This window comes from Telluria sp. RB2R28 (assembly GCF_059685835.1).
Window position 1 is genome coordinate 1 of record NZ_JCASIK010000010.1, and the last position, 17,734, is coordinate 17,734.

Annotated in this window: 13 protein-coding genes and 1 pseudogene; 2 read left to right on the forward strand and 12 right to left on the reverse strand. The window is 59.8% G+C overall.

Annotation, left to right across the window (positions count from 1 at the left end; translation table 11 throughout):
* Positions 1-680: 680 nt before the first annotated feature.
* The 5 genes from AC56LV_RS23755 to hda all read right to left on the reverse strand — a co-directional run bounded on the left by AC56LV_RS23755 (position 681) and on the right by hda (position 4,580).
* Entirely contained in the window at positions 681-1,220 is a 540-nt protein-coding gene (locus AC56LV_RS23755; protein WP_499561341.1) for an NUDIX hydrolase, read from the reverse strand.
* Between the two features lie 79 nt (positions 1,221-1,299).
* Positions 1,300-1,773, reverse strand: coding sequence for a 2-amino-4-hydroxy-6-hydroxymethyldihydropteridine diphosphokinase (gene folK, locus AC56LV_RS23760; RefSeq protein ID WP_499561343.1), 474 nt, complete (start codon positions 1,771-1,773; stop codon positions 1,300-1,302).
* Positions 1,770-3,233: a polynucleotide adenylyltransferase PcnB gene (pcnB, locus tag AC56LV_RS23765; RefSeq protein WP_499561344.1), complete on the reverse strand. Its 1,464-nt coding sequence runs from the start codon at positions 3,231-3,233 to the stop codon at positions 1,770-1,772. Before pcnB ends, folK begins: the two co-directional genes overlap by 4 nt.
* Positions 3,226-3,900: an HAD family hydrolase gene (locus tag AC56LV_RS23770; protein ID WP_499561346.1), complete on the reverse strand. Its 675-nt coding sequence runs from the start codon at positions 3,898-3,900 to the stop codon at positions 3,226-3,228. The genes pcnB and AC56LV_RS23770 overlap by 8 nt, the downstream gene beginning before the upstream one ends.
* A complete protein-coding gene (hda, locus tag AC56LV_RS23775) occupies positions 3,897-4,580 on the reverse strand; it encodes a DnaA regulatory inactivator Hda (RefSeq protein ID WP_183556114.1) in 684 nt (227 codons plus the stop codon). Before hda ends, AC56LV_RS23770 begins: the two co-directional genes overlap by 4 nt.
* 190 nt (positions 4,581-4,770) lie before the next feature.
* Here hda and purM point away from each other — a divergent pair, with 190 nt between their 5' ends.
* Positions 4,771-5,814, forward strand: a complete 1,044-nt coding sequence (gene purM / locus AC56LV_RS23780) for a phosphoribosylformylglycinamidine cyclo-ligase (protein WP_258835832.1) — start codon at positions 4,771-4,773, stop codon at positions 5,812-5,814.
* Positions 5,815-5,820: 6 nt separating this feature from the next.
* Positions 5,821-6,485, forward strand: a pseudogene (cysC, locus tag AC56LV_RS23785) (adenylyl-sulfate kinase).
* Positions 6,486-6,599: 114 nt separating this feature from the next.
* Here cysC and AC56LV_RS23790 read toward each other — a convergent pair.
* The 7 genes from AC56LV_RS23790 to tssF form a co-directional block, all read right to left on the reverse strand.
* Positions 6,600-6,857, reverse strand: coding sequence for a PAAR domain-containing protein (locus tag AC56LV_RS23790; RefSeq protein ID WP_499455791.1), 258 nt, complete (start codon positions 6,855-6,857; stop codon positions 6,600-6,602).
* Between the two features lie 262 nt (positions 6,858-7,119).
* Entirely contained in the window at positions 7,120-8,202 is a 1,083-nt protein-coding gene (locus tag AC56LV_RS23795; protein WP_499561348.1) for a tetratricopeptide repeat protein, read from the reverse strand.
* A 42-nt stretch (positions 8,203-8,244) separates the two neighbouring features.
* Positions 8,245-9,876 carry a tetratricopeptide repeat protein gene (locus AC56LV_RS23800; RefSeq protein WP_499561350.1) on the reverse strand — a complete coding sequence of 544 codons (1,632 nt, stop codon included), beginning with the start codon at positions 9,874-9,876 and terminating at the stop codon, positions 8,245-8,247.
* Complete coding sequence (locus AC56LV_RS23805; RefSeq protein WP_499561352.1) at positions 9,876-11,903, reverse strand: phospholipase D-like domain-containing protein; 2,028 nt, start codon at positions 11,901-11,903, stop codon at positions 9,876-9,878. Before AC56LV_RS23805 ends, AC56LV_RS23800 begins: the two co-directional genes overlap by 1 nt.
* 33 nt (positions 11,904-11,936) lie before the next feature.
* On the reverse strand, positions 11,937-14,768 hold the full coding sequence (locus AC56LV_RS23810) for a type VI secretion system Vgr family protein (RefSeq protein WP_499561354.1): 2,832 nt from the start codon (positions 14,766-14,768) through the stop codon (positions 11,937-11,939).
* A gap of 49 nt (positions 14,769-14,817) precedes the next feature.
* Positions 14,818-15,888, reverse strand: a complete 1,071-nt coding sequence (gene tssG / locus AC56LV_RS23815) for a type VI secretion system baseplate subunit TssG (protein ID WP_499561356.1) — start codon at positions 15,886-15,888, stop codon at positions 14,818-14,820.
* Positions 15,888-17,729 (reverse strand): type VI secretion system baseplate subunit TssF, encoded by a 1,842-nt coding sequence (gene tssF / locus AC56LV_RS23820; RefSeq protein ID WP_499561357.1) that lies wholly within the window; start codon positions 17,727-17,729, stop codon positions 15,888-15,890. Before tssF ends, tssG begins: the two co-directional genes overlap by 1 nt.
* Between the last annotated feature and the right edge of the window lie 5 nt (positions 17,730-17,734).

Here is a 17,734-nt window from a genome sequence, read left to right on the forward strand (position 1 = left end):
CCCACATCAACGCCTTCTGGGATTCCGTATAGTAAATCCTTGCTCTCTGCTTCATCCGTAACACTCCTTCTGCTTATCCAGAGTTTAGTGTGTTGCGTCGATCGGTTGAATCCAAGGTCGGAAGCGGCCTGTCGCGGCCACCGTTCAATTTTCAGCCTGGCAACCTGCTATGTTGCCTTGGCCGGCTAGGTTCGGCCAACAGCAGACCTGATCTTGACGATTGATGGGCTAGAACATTGGAGTGAAATTGAAGAGATACGAACTGCAACCACCGAGACAGCGATACTTCAAGCGAATCAGAAAGTATGTAGCACTGGTATCGCTTTCGCTAGCGGCGTCGATCTTTTGGGGAGCAGTCGTTGCCGGCGCTCTCAAATGGGTGTTTGATCTCGGTGAGGTTAATGCGCTTCTCTTTTGCGGCTTTCCTACGGCCATGATGTGCCTACTTTATCTCTACATCAACAGACATCAGCTCGCACGCTCAGCGGGTTTTGACGACGACATGTAGCCATACGTCCGCTTCGGGTCGAAAGCGGCCGGTCGAGTAGGGTGAGGGAACCAGCAGGTTGTGTTGTTGCAAACCTAAGATTTGCCGAGCTTCGACTTGCGTTTGTATCAAACTTTTTTGCGTACCCAGCATTTCGACATCTTTCGCCTCATAGCCGGTCTTGTGTCGACCTTTATTGTTCGCCCACAGCAGCGCCTGCCGCCAGCATGGCAAGCGCGTACCTGAGCATCCACGTTTCACGCGCGATCGACAGCCCCATGTGCGCCGGTTTGGTGCCGAGTATCCGCTCGTTGTGTTCGATGGCGGCATCGATATCGATCCAGCGCGGCACCATGCCGTTGGCCACTTCGTACGCTTCGGGCGAGGTCGCGCCCAATTCGCCGTCAACGTGGCAGCGATAGAAGTGCGAGCGCATGAACAGCACGTCGTAGCCACTTTTCAGCGGCGGGCGATGCTCGTCGAGATAGCCGATATAACCTTCGACGGTGACGTTGGCGGCGCCCGTTTCTTCCAGCAGTTCGCGGCGCAGGCCGTCGATCGGGTCTTCGCCCGCATCCAGTCCCCCGCCCGGGAAGCTGTAGTCATCGTAACGGCGGGTATAGAGCAGCAGAATGTCTCGGCCGCGCAGGATGATGGCGCGCACGGCCTGCCGTTCGAAGATAGTGCCTTCGAGCGAGACGCCGGGATGGGTCAGTGTATGCAGCAGCGTCACAAAAGCTCCTGGTACTTCGTTAAAGTGGGCGCCGTGGTGGCAAGGCCACGACCGGCACGCTGCGACTGACGCCCGGGTGTCAGTCGAGTTTGGCGATTGTCTGGCCGGCCACCAGTTGCGCGAAGTCGCGCGCGGCGCCGTGGCCGGGAATGACGATGTCCGGTGCGATTTCCAGCAGCGGCGCGATCACGAACGCGCGTTCGTGCATGCGCGGATGCGGCACGCTCAAGGTGTCGGTGGCGATCGTCTCGTCGCCGTACAGCAGCAGGTCGAGGTCGAGCGTGCGCGGGGCGTTGTGGTACGGGCGCTCGCGGCCATGCGCCTGTTCGATGGCTTGCAGGGCCGCCAGCAGTTCGTGCGCGCCAAGCGACGTATCCAGGCACGCCACGGCGTTGATGTAATCATCGCCGCTCGAGTCGATCGGGGCGGTGCGGTACATGCTGGACGTGTGCAGCAGCATGCCGCCGTCCATGCGTGCCAGGCGCGCAAGCGCATCGAGCACGTTGCCACGTGCGTCGCCCAGGTTCGCACCGATGCCGATGTAGGCGATCATTTGCCGCGCATGGCCCGGTACTTGGCTTCTTCGTGCGCCGCGTAGGCAGCGTCGCGGGCCCGGTCTTCAGCGGTCAGGCCGTCGTCAGGGTCCGGGCCGCGCACGGCGCCGCCGACATCGCCTTCGCCGCCGCTCTTGCGCGGCGCGCGGCGTGGCCGGCGTTTCTTGGCCGGCCCGCCTTCACGCTCGCGCGAGACGGCCACTTCGACCAGGCGCTCGCGGTCACCGCCTTCGGCGGCATAGAAATCGGTCCACCAGTCGCCGATTTCCATGTCGAGTTCACCTGATTCGCAGCGCAGCAGCAGGAAGTCGTAGCCGGCGCGGAAGCGCGGGTGTTCGAGCAGCTTGTACGGCGCGCGGCCGGCGCGGCGCTCGAAGCGCGGCTGCATGGCCCAGATGTCGCGCATGTCGGTGGCGATGCGGCGCTGCAGGGCCAGGTTTTCTGTCTGCGTTTCGAGCACGTCGTCGGCCGCCAGGTGCAGGGCAGGGATCGGCGACTCGCCGCCGGCAACATAGGCCGTCCACTTTTCGAGCACCTGGTGCCACAGCAGCGCCGCAAACAGGAAGCCCGGCGAGACGCCCTTGCCGGCCTTGATGCGGTTGTCGGTGGATTCGAGTGCCAGCGTGACGAACTTCATGCCGATCGGCTGTTCGAGCACGACGTCGAGCAGCGGCAGCAGGCCGTGGTGCAGGCCGGCCGAGCGCAGTTGCTGCAGGCATGCCAGCGCGTGGCCGGACATGAGCAGCTTGAGCATCTCGTCGAACACGCGCGCAGCCGGCACGTTATCGATCAGCGGGGCCATGACAGGGATCGGCGCCAGCGTGGCCTGCTCGATCGAGAAGCCCAGCTTGGCCGCGAAGCGCACCACGCGCAGCATGCGCACCGGGTCTTCGCGGTAGCGTTCTTCGGGCACGCCGATGATGCGCAGCAGCTTGTTGCGGATGTCTTCCATGCCGCCGTGGTAATCGAGCACCTGCTGGCTGGCCGGATCGTAGTACAGGGCGTTGATGGTGAAGTCGCGGCGCGCGGCGTCTTCGTGTTGCGGGCCGAAGCTGTTGTCGCGCAGGACGCGGCCATGTTCGTCCTTGGGCGCGTTGTCGCTGCCGTTGCCGCGGAAGGTGGTCACCTCGAGCAGGTCCTGACCGAACATCACGTGCACGATCTGGAAGCGCCGGCCGATGATGAAGGCGCGCCGGAACAGTTTTTTCACCTGTTCGGGCGTGGCGTCGGTGGCGATGTCGAAGTCCTTGGGTTTGACGCCCAGCAGCATGTCGCGCACGGCGCCGCCGACGACGAAGGCCTGGTAGCCGGCTTCCTGCAACGCCTGTGTCACGCGGATCGCGTTGGACGACACGCTGCGCGGGTCGATCCCGTGTTCGTCGGGGCCAAGGATGACCGGCTCGGTCGGGTCGCGCTGGTCTTTCACACCCAGGATTTTACGGATGAAGGTTTTAATCATTGAATAGTTGGATGGTTGGCCAGCCCTGTTCGCGCGCGTGGCTTGCGAGCGCCTTGCCGGGATTGGTGGCGACCGGGTGAGACACGATCGACAGCAGCGGAATGTCGTTGTGCGAATCGCTGTAGAAGTAGCTGCGCCCGAAGCTCTCGAACGGCTGCCCCAGGCGTTCGAGCCAGGCGTGCATGTGAACGACCTTGCCGGGGCCCGATGTCGGCGTGCCGGCCAGGCGCCCTGTGAGCATGCCGGCAGAATCAAATTCGGGCATGGCGGCGATGTGGTGCTCGACGCCGAAGGCCGCCGCGATCGGCGCCGTGATGAAGTGGTTGGTGGCGGTGATGATCGCCACCAGGTCGCCGGCTGCCTGATGATCGCGCACGAGCTGGAGGGCCTGCGGCGTGATGGCCGGCTCGATCACTTCACGCAGATAGCGCGCATACAGCGCGTCGAGTTCCGCGCGCGGGAATGCCGCCAGGGTGCCAAGTGCGAATTCGAGGTACTCGACCGGATCCAGCACGCCGGCGTTGTACTGGGCGAAGAAGGCGTCGTTGCGGGCGCGGTAGGCGTCGCCATCGACCGCACCGACCCGCGCCAGAAATTCGCCCCATTCGTGATCGGAGTCGATCGGCAGCAGCGTGTGGTCGAGGTCAAACAGGGCGAGGTTTTTCATTCTTTGGATTCGAGCGGCAGGTTTTCTTGCAACAGCAGGTCGCGCAGCAGCGGCAGCGTGACCGGCCGCTGGGTTTCAAGCGAATACTGGTCAAGCGCATCGAGCATCGTCGACAGGGAACGCATGTCGCGTTTGAAATGAGACAACAAATAGGGTAACACGCTGGCCGACAGCGTCAAACCGCGCGCCTCGGCGGCGTGCGTCAGCGCTTCGATCTTCTGGTCGTCGGACAGGCCGTGGATCTGGTACACCAGGCCCCAGCCCATGCGCGTGCGCAGGTCTTCGCGCACCTGCAGCACCGCTGGCGGCACGGGCCCGGTGCAGACCATGTAGGCGCCGTGCTCGCGGATCTGGTTGAACAGGGCAAAGGCGTCGATCTGGCGCCGGGCACTGAGGCGATGGCAGTCGTCGAGCAGGTACAGCGTGGTGCCGGCGGCATGCACGAACTGGCTGGCCGGCGCATCGAACGGGATGTAGCGCGCGCCCGGACTGGCGGCCAGGCCCTGCAGCAGGTGGGTCTTGCCGGCGCCGGTGTCACCCCACAGATAGGCGAAATGCTCGCGCGAGCTGCGCTCGGCGAACAGGTGCATCAGGTGCGTCAGCTCGGCATTGGCCCCGACCTGGAAGGTGTCGAGGCTCTGGGCCGGTTCGGCGCCTAAATCGAGCACCAGCTGTTTCATCGCGAGGGCCGATTCATGCCGGAAGATGGAGGAATGGGCATGCCAGTAAGGATAAGTTTTCGTTGTTATGTACGTTAAACGGCGGCGATCGACCCATAAAAGGAATACAGGGGAAGCCGTTTTGCTAAAATAGTGGATTGACCAGTTTCGCCGGTCGCCTCCTATTTTACCGCCTCCGCTGCCAAATACCATGAACCAACCATCTAATGTTTCTCTCTCCTACCGCGATGCGGGTGTTGATATCGATGCCGGCGACGCGCTGGTCGAAGCGATCAAGCCACTTGCCAAGCGCACCATGCGTGAGGGCGTACTGGGCGGCATCGGCGGCTTCGGCGGTCTGTTCGAAATCAGCAAGAAGTTCAAGGAGCCGGTCCTGGTCTCGGGCACCGATGGCGTCGGCACCAAGCTGCGCCTCGCGTTCGAGCTGAACCGCCACGACACGGTCGGCATCGACCTGGTGGCCATGAGCGTCAACGACATCCTAGTCCAGGGCGCCGAGCCGCTGTTCTTCCTCGACTACTTCGCCTGCGGCAAGCTGGACGTGGCCACCGCCACCGCCGTGGTCAAGGGCATCGCCCTGGGCTGCGAACAGTCGGGCTGCGCGCTGCTGGGCGGCGAAACCGCCGAAATGCCGGGCATGTACCCGGACGGCGAATACGACCTGGCCGGCTTCGCCGTCGGCGCCGTCGAAAAATCGCAGATCATCGACGGCAGCAAGATCGTGCCGGGCGACGTGGTGCTGGGCCTGGCCTCGTCGGGCATCCACTCCAACGGTTATTCGCTGGTGCGCAAGATCATCGAAGTGGCCAAGCCTGACCTCGACGGCGACTTCCACGGCCGCAAGCTGGCTGACGTGCTGATGGCGCCAACCCGCCTGTACGTCAAGCCGCTGCTGGCGCTGATGGCGTCGATGGAAGTCAAGGGCCTGGTCCACATCACCGGTGGCGGCCTGGTCGAGAACATCCCGCGCGTGCTGCAGGATCACCTGACGGCCGTGCTGGATGGTTCGTCGTGGACGATGCCGCCGCTGTTCCAGTGGCTGCAGCAGCACGGCGGCGTGGCTGACGCCGAAATGCACCGCGTGTTCAACTGCGGCATCGGCATGACCGTCATCGTCTCGAAAGAGAACGCCGACGCCGCCTTCGCCCAGCTCGAAGCGGCCGGCGAGACCGTCTACCGCATCGGCGAAATCCGCGCCCGCGCCGACGGCGAAGCGCAAACCATCGTCGTATAAACCGCGATGACACCCCTGGCGCCGTCCTTGTCGATTCGCGACGAGGAACGGCGCCAGCGGGCCGGCCACGGCGGCGCCGTGGTCTGGATCACCGGCCTGTCCGGCGCCAGCAAGACCACGCTGGCCGACGTACTTCAACGCACGCTGTTCGACCTGGGCTGCCATGTATTCGCGCTCGATGGCGACAAGGTCCGCAACGGCCTGTGCGCCGATCTCGGTTTTCTCTCCCTGAACGTTCCGAAAACATTCGCCGCATCGGCGAAGTGGCGCACCTGTTTTGCCAGGCCGGCCAGATCGTGATCGTCTCGGCCATTTCGCCCATGCGCGCCGACCGCGACCGCGTGCGCGCGCTGGTGCCGGCGCCGCAGTTCATCGAAGTGTATTGCCGCTGCCCGCTGGCGGTATGCGAGGCGCGCGATCCGAAAGGGTTGTACCGGCGGGCACGGGCAGGGCAGTTGGCGGAGTTTACGGGGATTTCATCGCCGTATGAGGCGCCGGAGGCGGCTGAGGTGGTTGTCGATAGTGCTGCGGCTTCGGTTGATGATGGGGTGGGGAAGGTGTTGGCCAGGCTGCGGCAGATGAAGATTATCAAGGCCCCCAATACCAAGGCGAGTAGATTTCTGCCACAGCTTCTTGTTGGCGTATTTGTCGATGTTGCTGTCTTAACTTGAAGGTTGTTCAGGGCAGCGCAGGATCGACGGCCTTACATCCAGTCCTTGCGTGCATTGATGCACTTTCAGTGCTGGCAAATAAACGTCTTCAGCTTTTGTTGACCGCCAACGCGCCTATTTTATGGACGCTATCAAATGAGCACCGCACGCTGTTGAGTCACCATCGTATGCATATGGTTTGCCTTTGTGCCGCGCGCCGCTGCCGTCAGGTTTGATCGCGAAATTACCTTTGCACTTTGGGCAAAAAGTCATGTCGGCGGACAGCGCCGCCTCGACTCCCATGACAATGGTTCCTGAAGATACGGCGATGACCTTTCCGCCATGATCGGTCATATCGTTGAGGCGAATGACGCCGCGGCCCATGTGTTTCATGACTGCTCCTTATGGTGTGCAAAGTGAGAATCTGGAATCGGGTTCTTGCCCAGTTCCGCCACTATTGGGCAAGGTCTTGCAACATGGCGGTCACTTCCTCTAAGGAGCGAGTGGATGGCTCTGCTCTGCTCCTCATTCGTTGCGGATGCCGCAGCAGGTCGAACGCTTCTCCGGGTTGGTTTCCTGCGAATCACCCTTTGGTTCACCTTGCTTTGTCTTCGCTCGTGATCAAGTCACATGCGACATCAAGGTAGTGCCGGCCTTACCGTTGAGAGGCAGCGCTTGATTTTGGCTCCGAGGGTCGGCTTGTCACGCCTTTCGCGGCATCAATGAGCGTCTGTTTGTCGCCATCCCACGGCGAGAGCAGTGCCGGTGGTAAGGGAAGTACCTTGTCGAGGTTGGGAAAGCGCAGCAACGGATTCAGCTCGAGAGCGTTGTGAAGTACAGCATAACGCTCGGAGCGGGCTTCATCGAGATGTGGAACGAGCATATCGGCCAAGTCGTGTGGGTTTCGGAACTCGACGGACAGACTTCGCGCGCAATCCGAGCAGCCGAGGCTTACTCCGTCGTGCAAAGTCGTTAATGCTAGCGCTTTAGTCTCAGCTGTTCGTGGCCCTGAGATTTTACCGTTTGGTGCACGTGGTTTTCCTCGAAGGTTTGCTAATTTATATGCAGCAGGGCCATAGCCTTGAAGCAACGCGCACTCCAGCATCTTGGTCGCAACCGGGATATTGGCCCAGAATCCATCGATCGGGCTATCCCATGTTGCGGAGGTCATATTGCCGAGATAGGCCATTGCCTGTGGATTACCCATCTCGGCCGCCTTTTGCCAGAATGAATATGCCTTGGTAGTGTCACCAACCACGCCGACATTGTTCAAATAAAAGGTGCCCATTCGATCATAGGCGGCAGGAACACCGAGCCGCATCGCCTGCTCGACCAGAGCGAGCGCTTCTGCTTCGCCATGAGGTGGATCACGATTTTCGAGATAAAGGCTGGCCAAGTTGAGCATCGCTTTCCAGTGATGACGCTCCGCAGCTTGACGCGTCAACTGAACAATTCTTTTATAGTCGCGGTCCTCTTCCCATGCATCTGGATCGTCCAGCGACTTGGCTTCCTGGAACCATAATTCGGCTTGTGCATCAAGGGGCGGCACCTTGGTTGCTTCAATCTGGCAAGTGAAGCTAGAGCGGTGCGGATTGAAGAGGGGCAGTTTTTCGTTGCGGGGCAGGGCTTGGGTCGCCTTGTATTGGTCTCGTACAATGCTTAATGCGTTGAAAGAGCAGACCAGGAAAACCACCGTCAGCAGGCCGTATGCGATCTTGCGAAGCAGAGGTAATGTCATTGGCAGTTCGATGTCTCGTTGAGAGGTGGGAGCTTTTCCCGGTCAACCCAGGTTCGGTGCAGCGCTGTCCATCAGATGCCATGTCAGCTCATCCGGATCGAAGGGAGGGTAGCTGCCATCTACAAACTGCGGAAACGGTTGCTCGGCGACCACCCAGGCCTGGCGCCACGGTTGGTTGACGACTTGATGTAGCGGGTGTTCTGTTGAAAGCCAAGGTTGCCAGGTGCCAGTGACCGGACACGTCTTGAGCGCATTGCAGGACCGTTGCGGTTGTGTGCGTATGACTTCGCGCGTCATGCCGGTAGCGGCTACTGGGTTGACTATGCCATGGTCGTGGCGAACTGTGAGGAAACGCTGCCACGTTAGCTCCGGGATGGCTCTGCTTCTCATTCCTTGCGGATATCGCGGCAGGTCGAACGCCTCTCCTGGCTGATACAGGCCTGGCGGAATGTCTTCGAGCCAGGTCTGCACCTGCGCCGACTCGGATGGCGCGGTGGCTTGCCAGTATCCTGTGAATGGCGCTTCGGTTCCCCTTGCCTTGTCTTCGCTCAGGATCAAATCATATGTGGCATCAAGGTAGTACCGGCCTTGCCGTTGAGAGGCAGCGCTTGATTTTATTTCCGATGGTCGACTTGTCACGCCTTTTGCGGCATCGATAAGAGTTTGTTTGTCGCCATCCCACGGCGACAGCGGTGCGGGCGGTAAGGGAAGTACCTTGTCAAGGTTAGGAAAGCGCAGCAGTGGATTGAGATCAAGGGCGTCGTGAAGTACGCCATAGCGCTCGGATCGGGCTTGATCGAGATGCGGAACTAGCATATCGGCTAAGTCATGTGGATTCCCGAACTGAACTGACAGCCTTCTCGCGCAATCATTGCAGCCAAATTTCACACCCTTTTGCAAAATCAGCAGGGCTAACGCTTTGTCTTCGGATGTTTGCTCTCCCGAAATTTTACCGTCTGTTGCACGAGGCGATCCTCGAAGCCGGGCAAGAGTAAGAGCAGCCGGGCCATAACCTTGAAGCAGCGCGCAATCCAGCATTTTGGTTGCAATAGGAATATTGGCCCAGAAACCATCGTTTGGGCTATCCCATGTGGCAGATATCATGTCTCCGAGATAGGCCATCGCTTGCGGATTCCCCAATTCAGCTGCCTTTTGCCAGAAGGCATGGGCTTTGGTCACATCTCTAGAAACCCCGGTGCCATTCATGTAAAAGGTCCCCATGCGGTCATAGGCGGCTGGAATGCCGAGCCGCATTGCTTGCTCGACCAGAAGCAGTGCTTCAGATTCGCCGTAAGGTGGATCTCTATTTTCCAGATAAAGGCTGGCTAAGTTGAGCATTGCTTTCCAATGGCGCCGTTCTGCTGCGTGGCGTGTTAACTGGACGATTTTTTTATAGTCTCGGTCTTCTTCCCATTTGTCAGGATCGTCCAGTGATTGGGCTTGTTGGAACCATAATTCGGCCTGTGCATCGACAGGCGGAACTTTGATTGCTTCAATCTCGCAAGTGAAGCTGAGCCTGTGTGGATTAAAGAGCGGCAGGTCTTCATTGCGCGGAAGATCTAGTAATTTTTTGTATTTATCGTGTGCCACGCTATACCCTCTGAAGGAGACAAAAAATAAGGCTACTGTTAGTAAAATGAAGAAAAAAATTCGGGTTGAAGTAATTTTCATCATTAGCCTAGTCTGAGCACAGATTTTCGATTGTCTTTTATTGGCAGCAAGAATCCATTCATAGGCTTTAACTCACGTTTTTTTTCCGAATTAATTTTCATAACTTCAGTCCACGCAGCAAATGCCTTTTTAATATCACTAGCCGAGCCACTTTTTCCGTCAGTGGCTTTACCACTCAACTTATCCCAAATTTTTTTCCGCAAATCAGCTGCCTTGTTCGCATCATCCGTCGCCAAATTAATCTCACTATCAACCGCCATACTGCGTTGATTTAAATTAGCACTGCCCAGACTGAAAAAGCTGTCATCCACCAGCAGTAGTTTTGAGTGAATATAGATTTCGCGATAACGCATGCGGCCTTTGTCCAGCGCAGATGTTTGCAACATCGCCACCGCCACCTTCAGACCGTATTTCTTTTCCAGCGCATCAACGCTCGGCTTGTCGATGTCATTTGCGAATTCCACAACCGCCGGCTTCGTGTACAGGGCACCGGTCGAGTTCCCCATCTCGTCGCACATCACGCCCGTGTACGTTTTTTTGTTTTCCTGCTCGATGAATGTCGACTGCCCAGTCATGCCGCTCTGCTGGCCAAGCACAGCAAGCGCGTCATAGGTTCTTGGGACCATCTGGGCACGTTCTGGAACGGGGATAACGACGAATACGTGCAGTAGTGGCATGTCGCCCTTGGTCCTGCAGCCCTTGGCTGCGGCGGCCTTCCACCGTGCCATGACGTTCTTGCGCGCCTGTATCAAACGTTCCGACCATTCCTGATATTGGAAGTACTGGTTTTCGATGTAGAGATAACCGGTCGCTGCTGCGGCCACGTCGGTGGCGACAAAGTACATTTCCTTGGCGGTTTTGTCCTTTTCATCGGGCTGGGTGCGAATGATCTGGACTGATGAATTTGCGCCTGGCGCACCCTCGCGCTGCAGGGCAGAGGGTATCTCGGTGTGATCAAAGCGCGTTTCGCCGCCAGCCCGGTCCCAGGCGCGGATAAAGTTCGCTTGCACACTGGCAAGTGCACCACCTTTGATGCGACATGCATAGTCCCGATATGGTTTGAAGGTGTCGAAGCCGGTATCTGCCTTGGCACCTGCATCAACCTGAACTGCTTCAGTGACTTCGCGTGCACCACTGGCCTCGCGTTTCGGATTCTCCAGAAGATGCTCTTCGGTATCCCAGTAGTCTGTGACCGAGTTCAGGCCTTTCACATAGCCTACTGCTTCGGCGCCAGCATTGAAGTCGTAATCGATGAGAATTGTTTTCTGGTGGTGGGTGCCAACCCACACCATGCCATGCCGCTCGACTTCCCATTTGTCGAGGCCATCAGGTTGATATTTTTCATCGACCAAGTTCGCCTTTATCGCAGCTGCGTCTCCGGGGCGGGTGAGGATTTTGATCCCCTGGAAAAGGCCCGAGAACGCCGCCTCGTACCAGCCATGGCAGTATTCTTCCCGCGCGATGGATGGTATCGAATCCGGGTTGGCGGGCCGCGGTGTGCCCATGCCCCGCAGCGGTGAGCCCGATGCAAACAGTGTGAATTTGGGTTTTCTGAAAGCTTCTTTAGCCAAAGCAAGGCTTCGGGGCGCCCCGATCCTTTCAGCTTCGTTACCGCCGGTGATACAGCGCCACGGATGTGTACCATGCGAATATCCGGGCATGTTCATTGCAAGCGGGCTGCCAAGCTTGCTGTACCAGACAAGCAGACGGACGCTCACGTGCCTTTTGCCTGCCGCAATCAATAAATCACCATATGTTTCACCACGCGGCCATGTCCCTTTTTTACGTTCCAATTCCATACCTGGGTCGAACCCCCAGCAACAGATATCGATTGATTTTTTTGCAGCCTTGATGTGCGCTGCGATATCGATAAACGCTGTTTCACCACATACAAACACTTCTAGTTGGTTGTTGTGGGTGATGGGGTGGGTCTTGCTGCGCTTCTCCAGAAACCACTGCACTGTGCTCGTCGCCTGGCAACTTAGCTCGTCAATAAAAACTTTTTCAGCACGCTTGATCGGATCAGGCATATGGCGTCCTCCAAGGAACGGTTGTGTTGGTCGTCAGAGATGCTTGCGGCTGTCAGTCGAGCCATCGAGCGCCCGTGCGCCCTTATTGGAAAGCGACTGTTCCAGATACTCCGGTGCCTGAGGCGGCGCGAATTCGGGCACTGCGGAAAGGTCATAGATCTCGCCGTTTGGAAGTTCAACCTGATAGTCCCTGGTTCCCGTCTTGTGCTCGACGGCGATCTGGCCGAGATCGTCAGTGATGCCATCTTCGACTTTTGTCCCGTTTTTCAGGAGCGAGTAAGGAACATTGGCAAATGGACGGCCATTTTTGGAATGTGTCAGCAAAGTGAAGACCAGCTGCTTCGGGTCTTCCGGCGTCGTCGGCTCTGCAATATTGATCTTGTGCTCGGTTGACGGATGCGGACGGTTTTGTGGAGGGAGCGTTTCGAGGTTGCCGTGAAACAGTGCCGGCCTGGGTGCAAAGACCTGCAAGCGGTCGGTGATTTCAACCATGCATTCGGTGCCGTGAAGGCGCACGCCTTTTCGTCCCTTGATGTCGACCCAATCGGCCTGGCTGATCAGCGACAGGACCTTGTTGGCGATGACCTGAATGTCGTCGTCATGTGCCTGCACTGTGATTTTTCCGGATGCTGCAATCAACTTCATGCCGGCCTTGTGAACGAACAGGCGCAGTGTCTGCCTGATGCTTGCAAACAGGCTCTCGCCAGTTGCGATCGACAGACTGCGACCAGCGGTCAGCGCCGTGTGCTGGGCACTGGCAATGTGGGTTGATTGCGCCGTGGTCGTCTCAATGCCCGCCGGGCTGGCCAGTACAAGGTGAGGTTGGGCCAGCTCCGGGAATTCTTTACCAGCGCCGCGCACTACGTCGTTCTGTGCCCCGAGTGCATCGGCAATGATGTCCTGTTGGCCGCTTTCCTGCGCCATCCCTTCCATTGCCGCTGTTGCTTGCGCGTCGTGCAGTTTGTGCGCGGCGTCGAGTCGTTTAACCGTCTCATCCATATCCTTGATCGCCCCACGCGCCGCCTGCCTCGTTTCGGTCGTGATCAACAGCCCTTTGGCTGCCCGCGCGACGCCATGCCCGTCCGTACGCAGTTCCCAACCTTCCCCGCGCGCATCCTTGCGCCCGGCGTTGTCCTCGATCCGCGTGATATGCCCGAGTGACAGCTGACTGCACTGGTGATCGCTCTTCAGCTGTGCCTGGATCATCTCCTTCGTGTCATCCAGAACCAGGTGATTGCCGCGTGCACCACCACCAAGTTCGCGGCTGCGCAAGCCTGCCAGGGCCGATTGCGCCGGCAGCGCCCATGGCGGCATGTGTGTGCCGTTGTACAGCGCGCCCAGTATCAGTGGATGGTCGATATTCCCGTTCGGATAGACAACGGCGACTTCTTCGCCCACGCGCGGCAAGCGGATGTGGCCGAACTCCTTTCCTGCGGACGGGCTCAGCACCCGAATCCATGGCGAGCTGTTTTCGTCGTGCTGGCCCAGCCGGTCCCAGTGAAATTGCAGCTTGACCCGGCCGAAGCCATCGGTGTGGATGTCGGCGCCAGCCGGACCGACGACCGTCGCCGTGTGCAAGCCCATGTAGGCGCCTGGTTCGCTATGGAAGTCGCGACCCGGCCGCCAGCGGATGTCCCTGTTGATGCAGGTGAACCGGTTCTCGTAGTGCGATGGGGCGCCTGCGCCGGCCTGATAGTTGTTGGTCGCTTCGTGCTCGACAGACAGGATCAGGTAGCTGCGGTCACCAATACCGCGGCGCGGTTCCGGGTCGTAGTCCAGCGAGCGCGGCTCGGCGCTGAAATGCCCGCCGAGTTTGAAGGTGCGTCCAGGCTGGACGCTGCGGGCATTGCTGGTGGCATCGAACGTCTGCGTATCCTTGTCCTGCTCCACCATGCGCTGCGTTGCGAGCCGTTCACCATCGCTGCGCATGCGAAAGCCGTAGGCGCCGCTGTCTTCGTACACTTCATAGGCGACTATGTCACCTTGCCGGTTGGCGGAGTAACCAGTGGCGCGCTGTGCGCCGGGATTCTTGTAATCGACGCTGGCCAGCGTGGTCGTGCCGGAGCCGAGGCGCCGGCTCGCGCTCCATTGATGAATGCCGTCATCTTCGAGCGAACCGCTCTTGTCGTGAAACGCGATGACGTCCACGTCGTCGTAGCTGGTGCCGTCGATCGGCTCGTTATGGAAGCTCTTGTCGGAGAGCATGAGCTTGTGACCATCAAAGCGGTGTTCGTACCAGTAATGCATGCCCCGCGCTTCCCAACGGCGGTGCAGGTGGTTGTAGTCGGTCTCGTTATATTGATTGGCGACGGTCAGGGGCGGATCTTCTTCAAACACATGCATGTGCCAGTCGGCCTGGCGGTAGTGCTTGAGCGTTGCTTCGGTGATCTGCTGCACGCTCTTGCCATGGAACGACACGTTGTCCTTGCGCAGTCGCGCGAAGGCAAGCCAGGGCTCGAGCACCATCCGGTAAAAGGCAAAGCCGCCATCGGCACGCAAGAACGACAGCTGCGTGATGTACCCGTTGAAGTAACGCAGCGAGCCGTCCTGGCGCACCAGCGAAATCGTCACCATGCGGCCCATCAGCATCTTGAGCGGGATGCGCGGATCGTCCGACAGCACATCGACCTCGAACCGGAACCCGCGCGAGATCTCCTCTCGTGCGACCAGCTTGTTTGGCAGCAAAATCGCGGGCGGCCCATCCTCGAAAGGAAAGTCCAGTCGCATCAGCCGGTTGTGCTGCGCGTTGCCGCGAAATGCCGATAGTGCGGCGCCGGCTGCGATGGTCTGGCTCTCGCCCATTGCGTTGCTCCCGATGGCCGCTGCACGGCCGCAGTTGAAATAATCGACATGGTCAGCGACCACGTTAGCTCGCCGTCACGCAGCCTCAATTGACTGGCATCAACGCCGTTTTTTAAGCCACGTCACTGTTTTCCTGTCTGTCTCTTTTTCGATTCATCGGGGTCTGTAGCATCAACCGGACGTCGGGACGATCCGTAACGCCTGGTGTCGCGGTAAGAAACGTATTCCAGCCAAGCTGACGCGACGGCGTCTTCGTGCTCAGCGTGAGCGGTTTGATGACAGGCGGTGCAAGCAGCAACCGTAGTTCGTAGTGCAAGGTCGGCACCGCAAACATTTTTGTCATTTCCCGCAGTGCCGCCAGCGCCGTGCCACCGGGAAGAAAACTGCGTGCTTGCGCTTCGTCCAGTGGCCCGACATGCAGACGCGCACAGATGTCATGCCGCCACAGGCGCGTGCCCAGCGCCGTACTGATGCCGAGCACGGGCCTGGTGACGCCCAGTGTGCTGCGCCGGTTTTCGGGAATCGGATCCCAGCAGCCAACGAATTGTTCGAGTCTGACCGGCACGTCGAAATAGCTGCTCAACACCTGTTCGACTGTGCCGGCCGCCACCGGGCGGGTGCGCAACAGCCCGGCGAAACAGGCTGCAGTGTCCGGTCTGACGTGCCTGACGGGTTGCCCGGCGCTTGCGGCCCGTGGCGGGCACGTGCCTGCCAGGGCAGTCATCATCGGCAGCAACCGGTCCCCATCGCCAATCGACAAATCGTGCTCGACCCGGTACTTGACCGATGCCTCATAAAACAGGCCGATCAACCGGGTCGACATGACATCGAGCAGTTCGCGCTGGCTGGCATCGTCGCCAAGCGACTTGCGCGCTGCGATCCGTTCGGTATCGTGCACCGGCAGGGTGCCACTGGCGCCGAGCAGGCCGATGAATGCAGGCGTGATCCGGACGCGGCGTAATGTTCCCGAGCGCAGCGCGCCAAGTGGATCTTGTGTTGCCGGCTCGACGTCGAGCGCTTCGACTTCGCTGGCAGGAAACGACAGCGACAGGCTGTTGCGAAACGACAGCACGGTGCGCAAGGCGCGTTCGCGGCCGATGCCATGGCGCTGCAGCGCGCGTAGCAGGATGCTGACCAGCTGGGTGAAGCTGAACCGGTACGGCTCGGCCAGGAGCCGGGCCATTACAGCAGGCTCATGCTTCCGCTTCGTGGGGCGCATCGGATCAGATCCTTTCCGCTTTGATGCGAGAGAGCGACGAGTTCGACGAAGCTGTTCAGGTGCACGTACAGCGCAAAGAACTGGTGCAGCACCTGGACGAACAGATGCAGGCCTGCGCCGGCATACGCTTCTTCGTCGAGCGTGACGCGCACTTCAAGGCCGTGCACCAGCGATGTGCCGTTCTTGTGCCTGATCCACGCCGTGGTGTCCTGCTGGTCGAGCGCGATGATGCCGCGGATTTGCCGCCGCGAGACGGACGACGAGGCCAGGTCGTACAGGGACAGCATTTCGCGCAGGCCGTGCACGCCGTCGTCCATCAGGGAGTGATGGTTCAGCGCCAGGTGCGAGATCAGGCGCCAGTGCATGCCTGCGTCATTCGTCAAGCGGGCAGGGCGGGTTGGCCTGCGCACCATGCGGATCGCTGCGTTGCGTGTTGCGCCGGGGATGAACAGGTCGCCTTCAGGCGCACCGATGGCCAGTGAGCAGGGCAGATCGCGGTTGGTGCAGCTCAGTTCAACCGACAGGATATTTCGTTCGATCTCGAACGGGTCGCAATCGGTGCCGACGAGCGTGATCGATGTTTCATGGCCCGGACTGCACAAGGCAAGCGTCTCGTCGTGCCGCAGGAACCAGTAACGTCCTTGCTCGCTGGCGTATTGTGCGCCGTGCCGAAGCGCATAGAACGGCTGGAATGCCGTGATCGACGTGTCGTTGCCGTTCTGGCGCACCAGGTGCACCGCATCGACCGAATACACCTCATATGCCTGCGGAAAATTGGCGTGCGCGAGAAGGGTGTAGTCAGCCGCGCGCTGGTCATACGTGATCGGCACGCCAGGCTGCTGGAACAGATTGACGACGGGCGTGCAACCTTGCACCAGATGCTGTGTCGACAGGCTGGCGAGCATGCGAGCCTTGTCGGCGTCGGGCCGGATGCCGGCAAGGCCCAGGCGTAACATGACACTGGTGCAGCCGGCAGGTAAGCGTGCCAGCAGCATGGCAATATCGATGTCGAAAAAATTGAACTTCTCGGGAAAGGCGAAATACTCGGCAAGAATGCGGTAAGCCCCATGCGAGCGGGCGTCGAACGGAATCAGGGCGTCGTCAGGGGCAAAGCCAGCCGGTGCGACCGGTATGCAAGGTAACCGTTCCCACGGGCCGTCCTCGTCAATCTGCACGTACGCTGCCACCGTGTGCATGAAGAGCGCATCGCGCAGCGTGGCGCAGAACGAGGCATTGCCATCGGCATACACGCGCAGCACGCTCGCCGCATCCGGCGCCGGCAGCGGGCCCCATCCGGCGGCGCCGAATGTCAGCGTCAGCGACGATGTAACGTCGTCCGGCAGGCGTGTTGCGACCGGCGCCTGGATGACGGTTTCGAAACTTGCGGCGCGCAGTGCGACAGGCGACGGTCTGACGTCGTGGATGGTCCTGAAGTGGCATGCCACGCCGTGTACTGGCTTTGATTCCAGCAACGTCCCGCGCGGCATGGCGGGGATCGTGTCCGGGCGATCGAGTGTGCTGGAAACGCGCACGATTGCGCACGACGGAAACGGGCGCAGGTAGTGGGGATAGAGCAGGTTGAGCAGGGCTTCAGTGAATTCGGGATACGAATCGTCCAGTCGCTTCGACACGCGCGCGCTGAGCAGGGCCGTGCTCTGGATCAGGCGTTCGACATGCGGATCGTCGCAGGTATCGCCACCCATTTGCAGCCTGGCGGCAACCTTGGGATAGCGCTGCGCATATTCCCTGCACAGCGACCTGAGAATGACGAGTTCGCGCTCGTACTTTGTCAACAATTCGTCCATGGGAT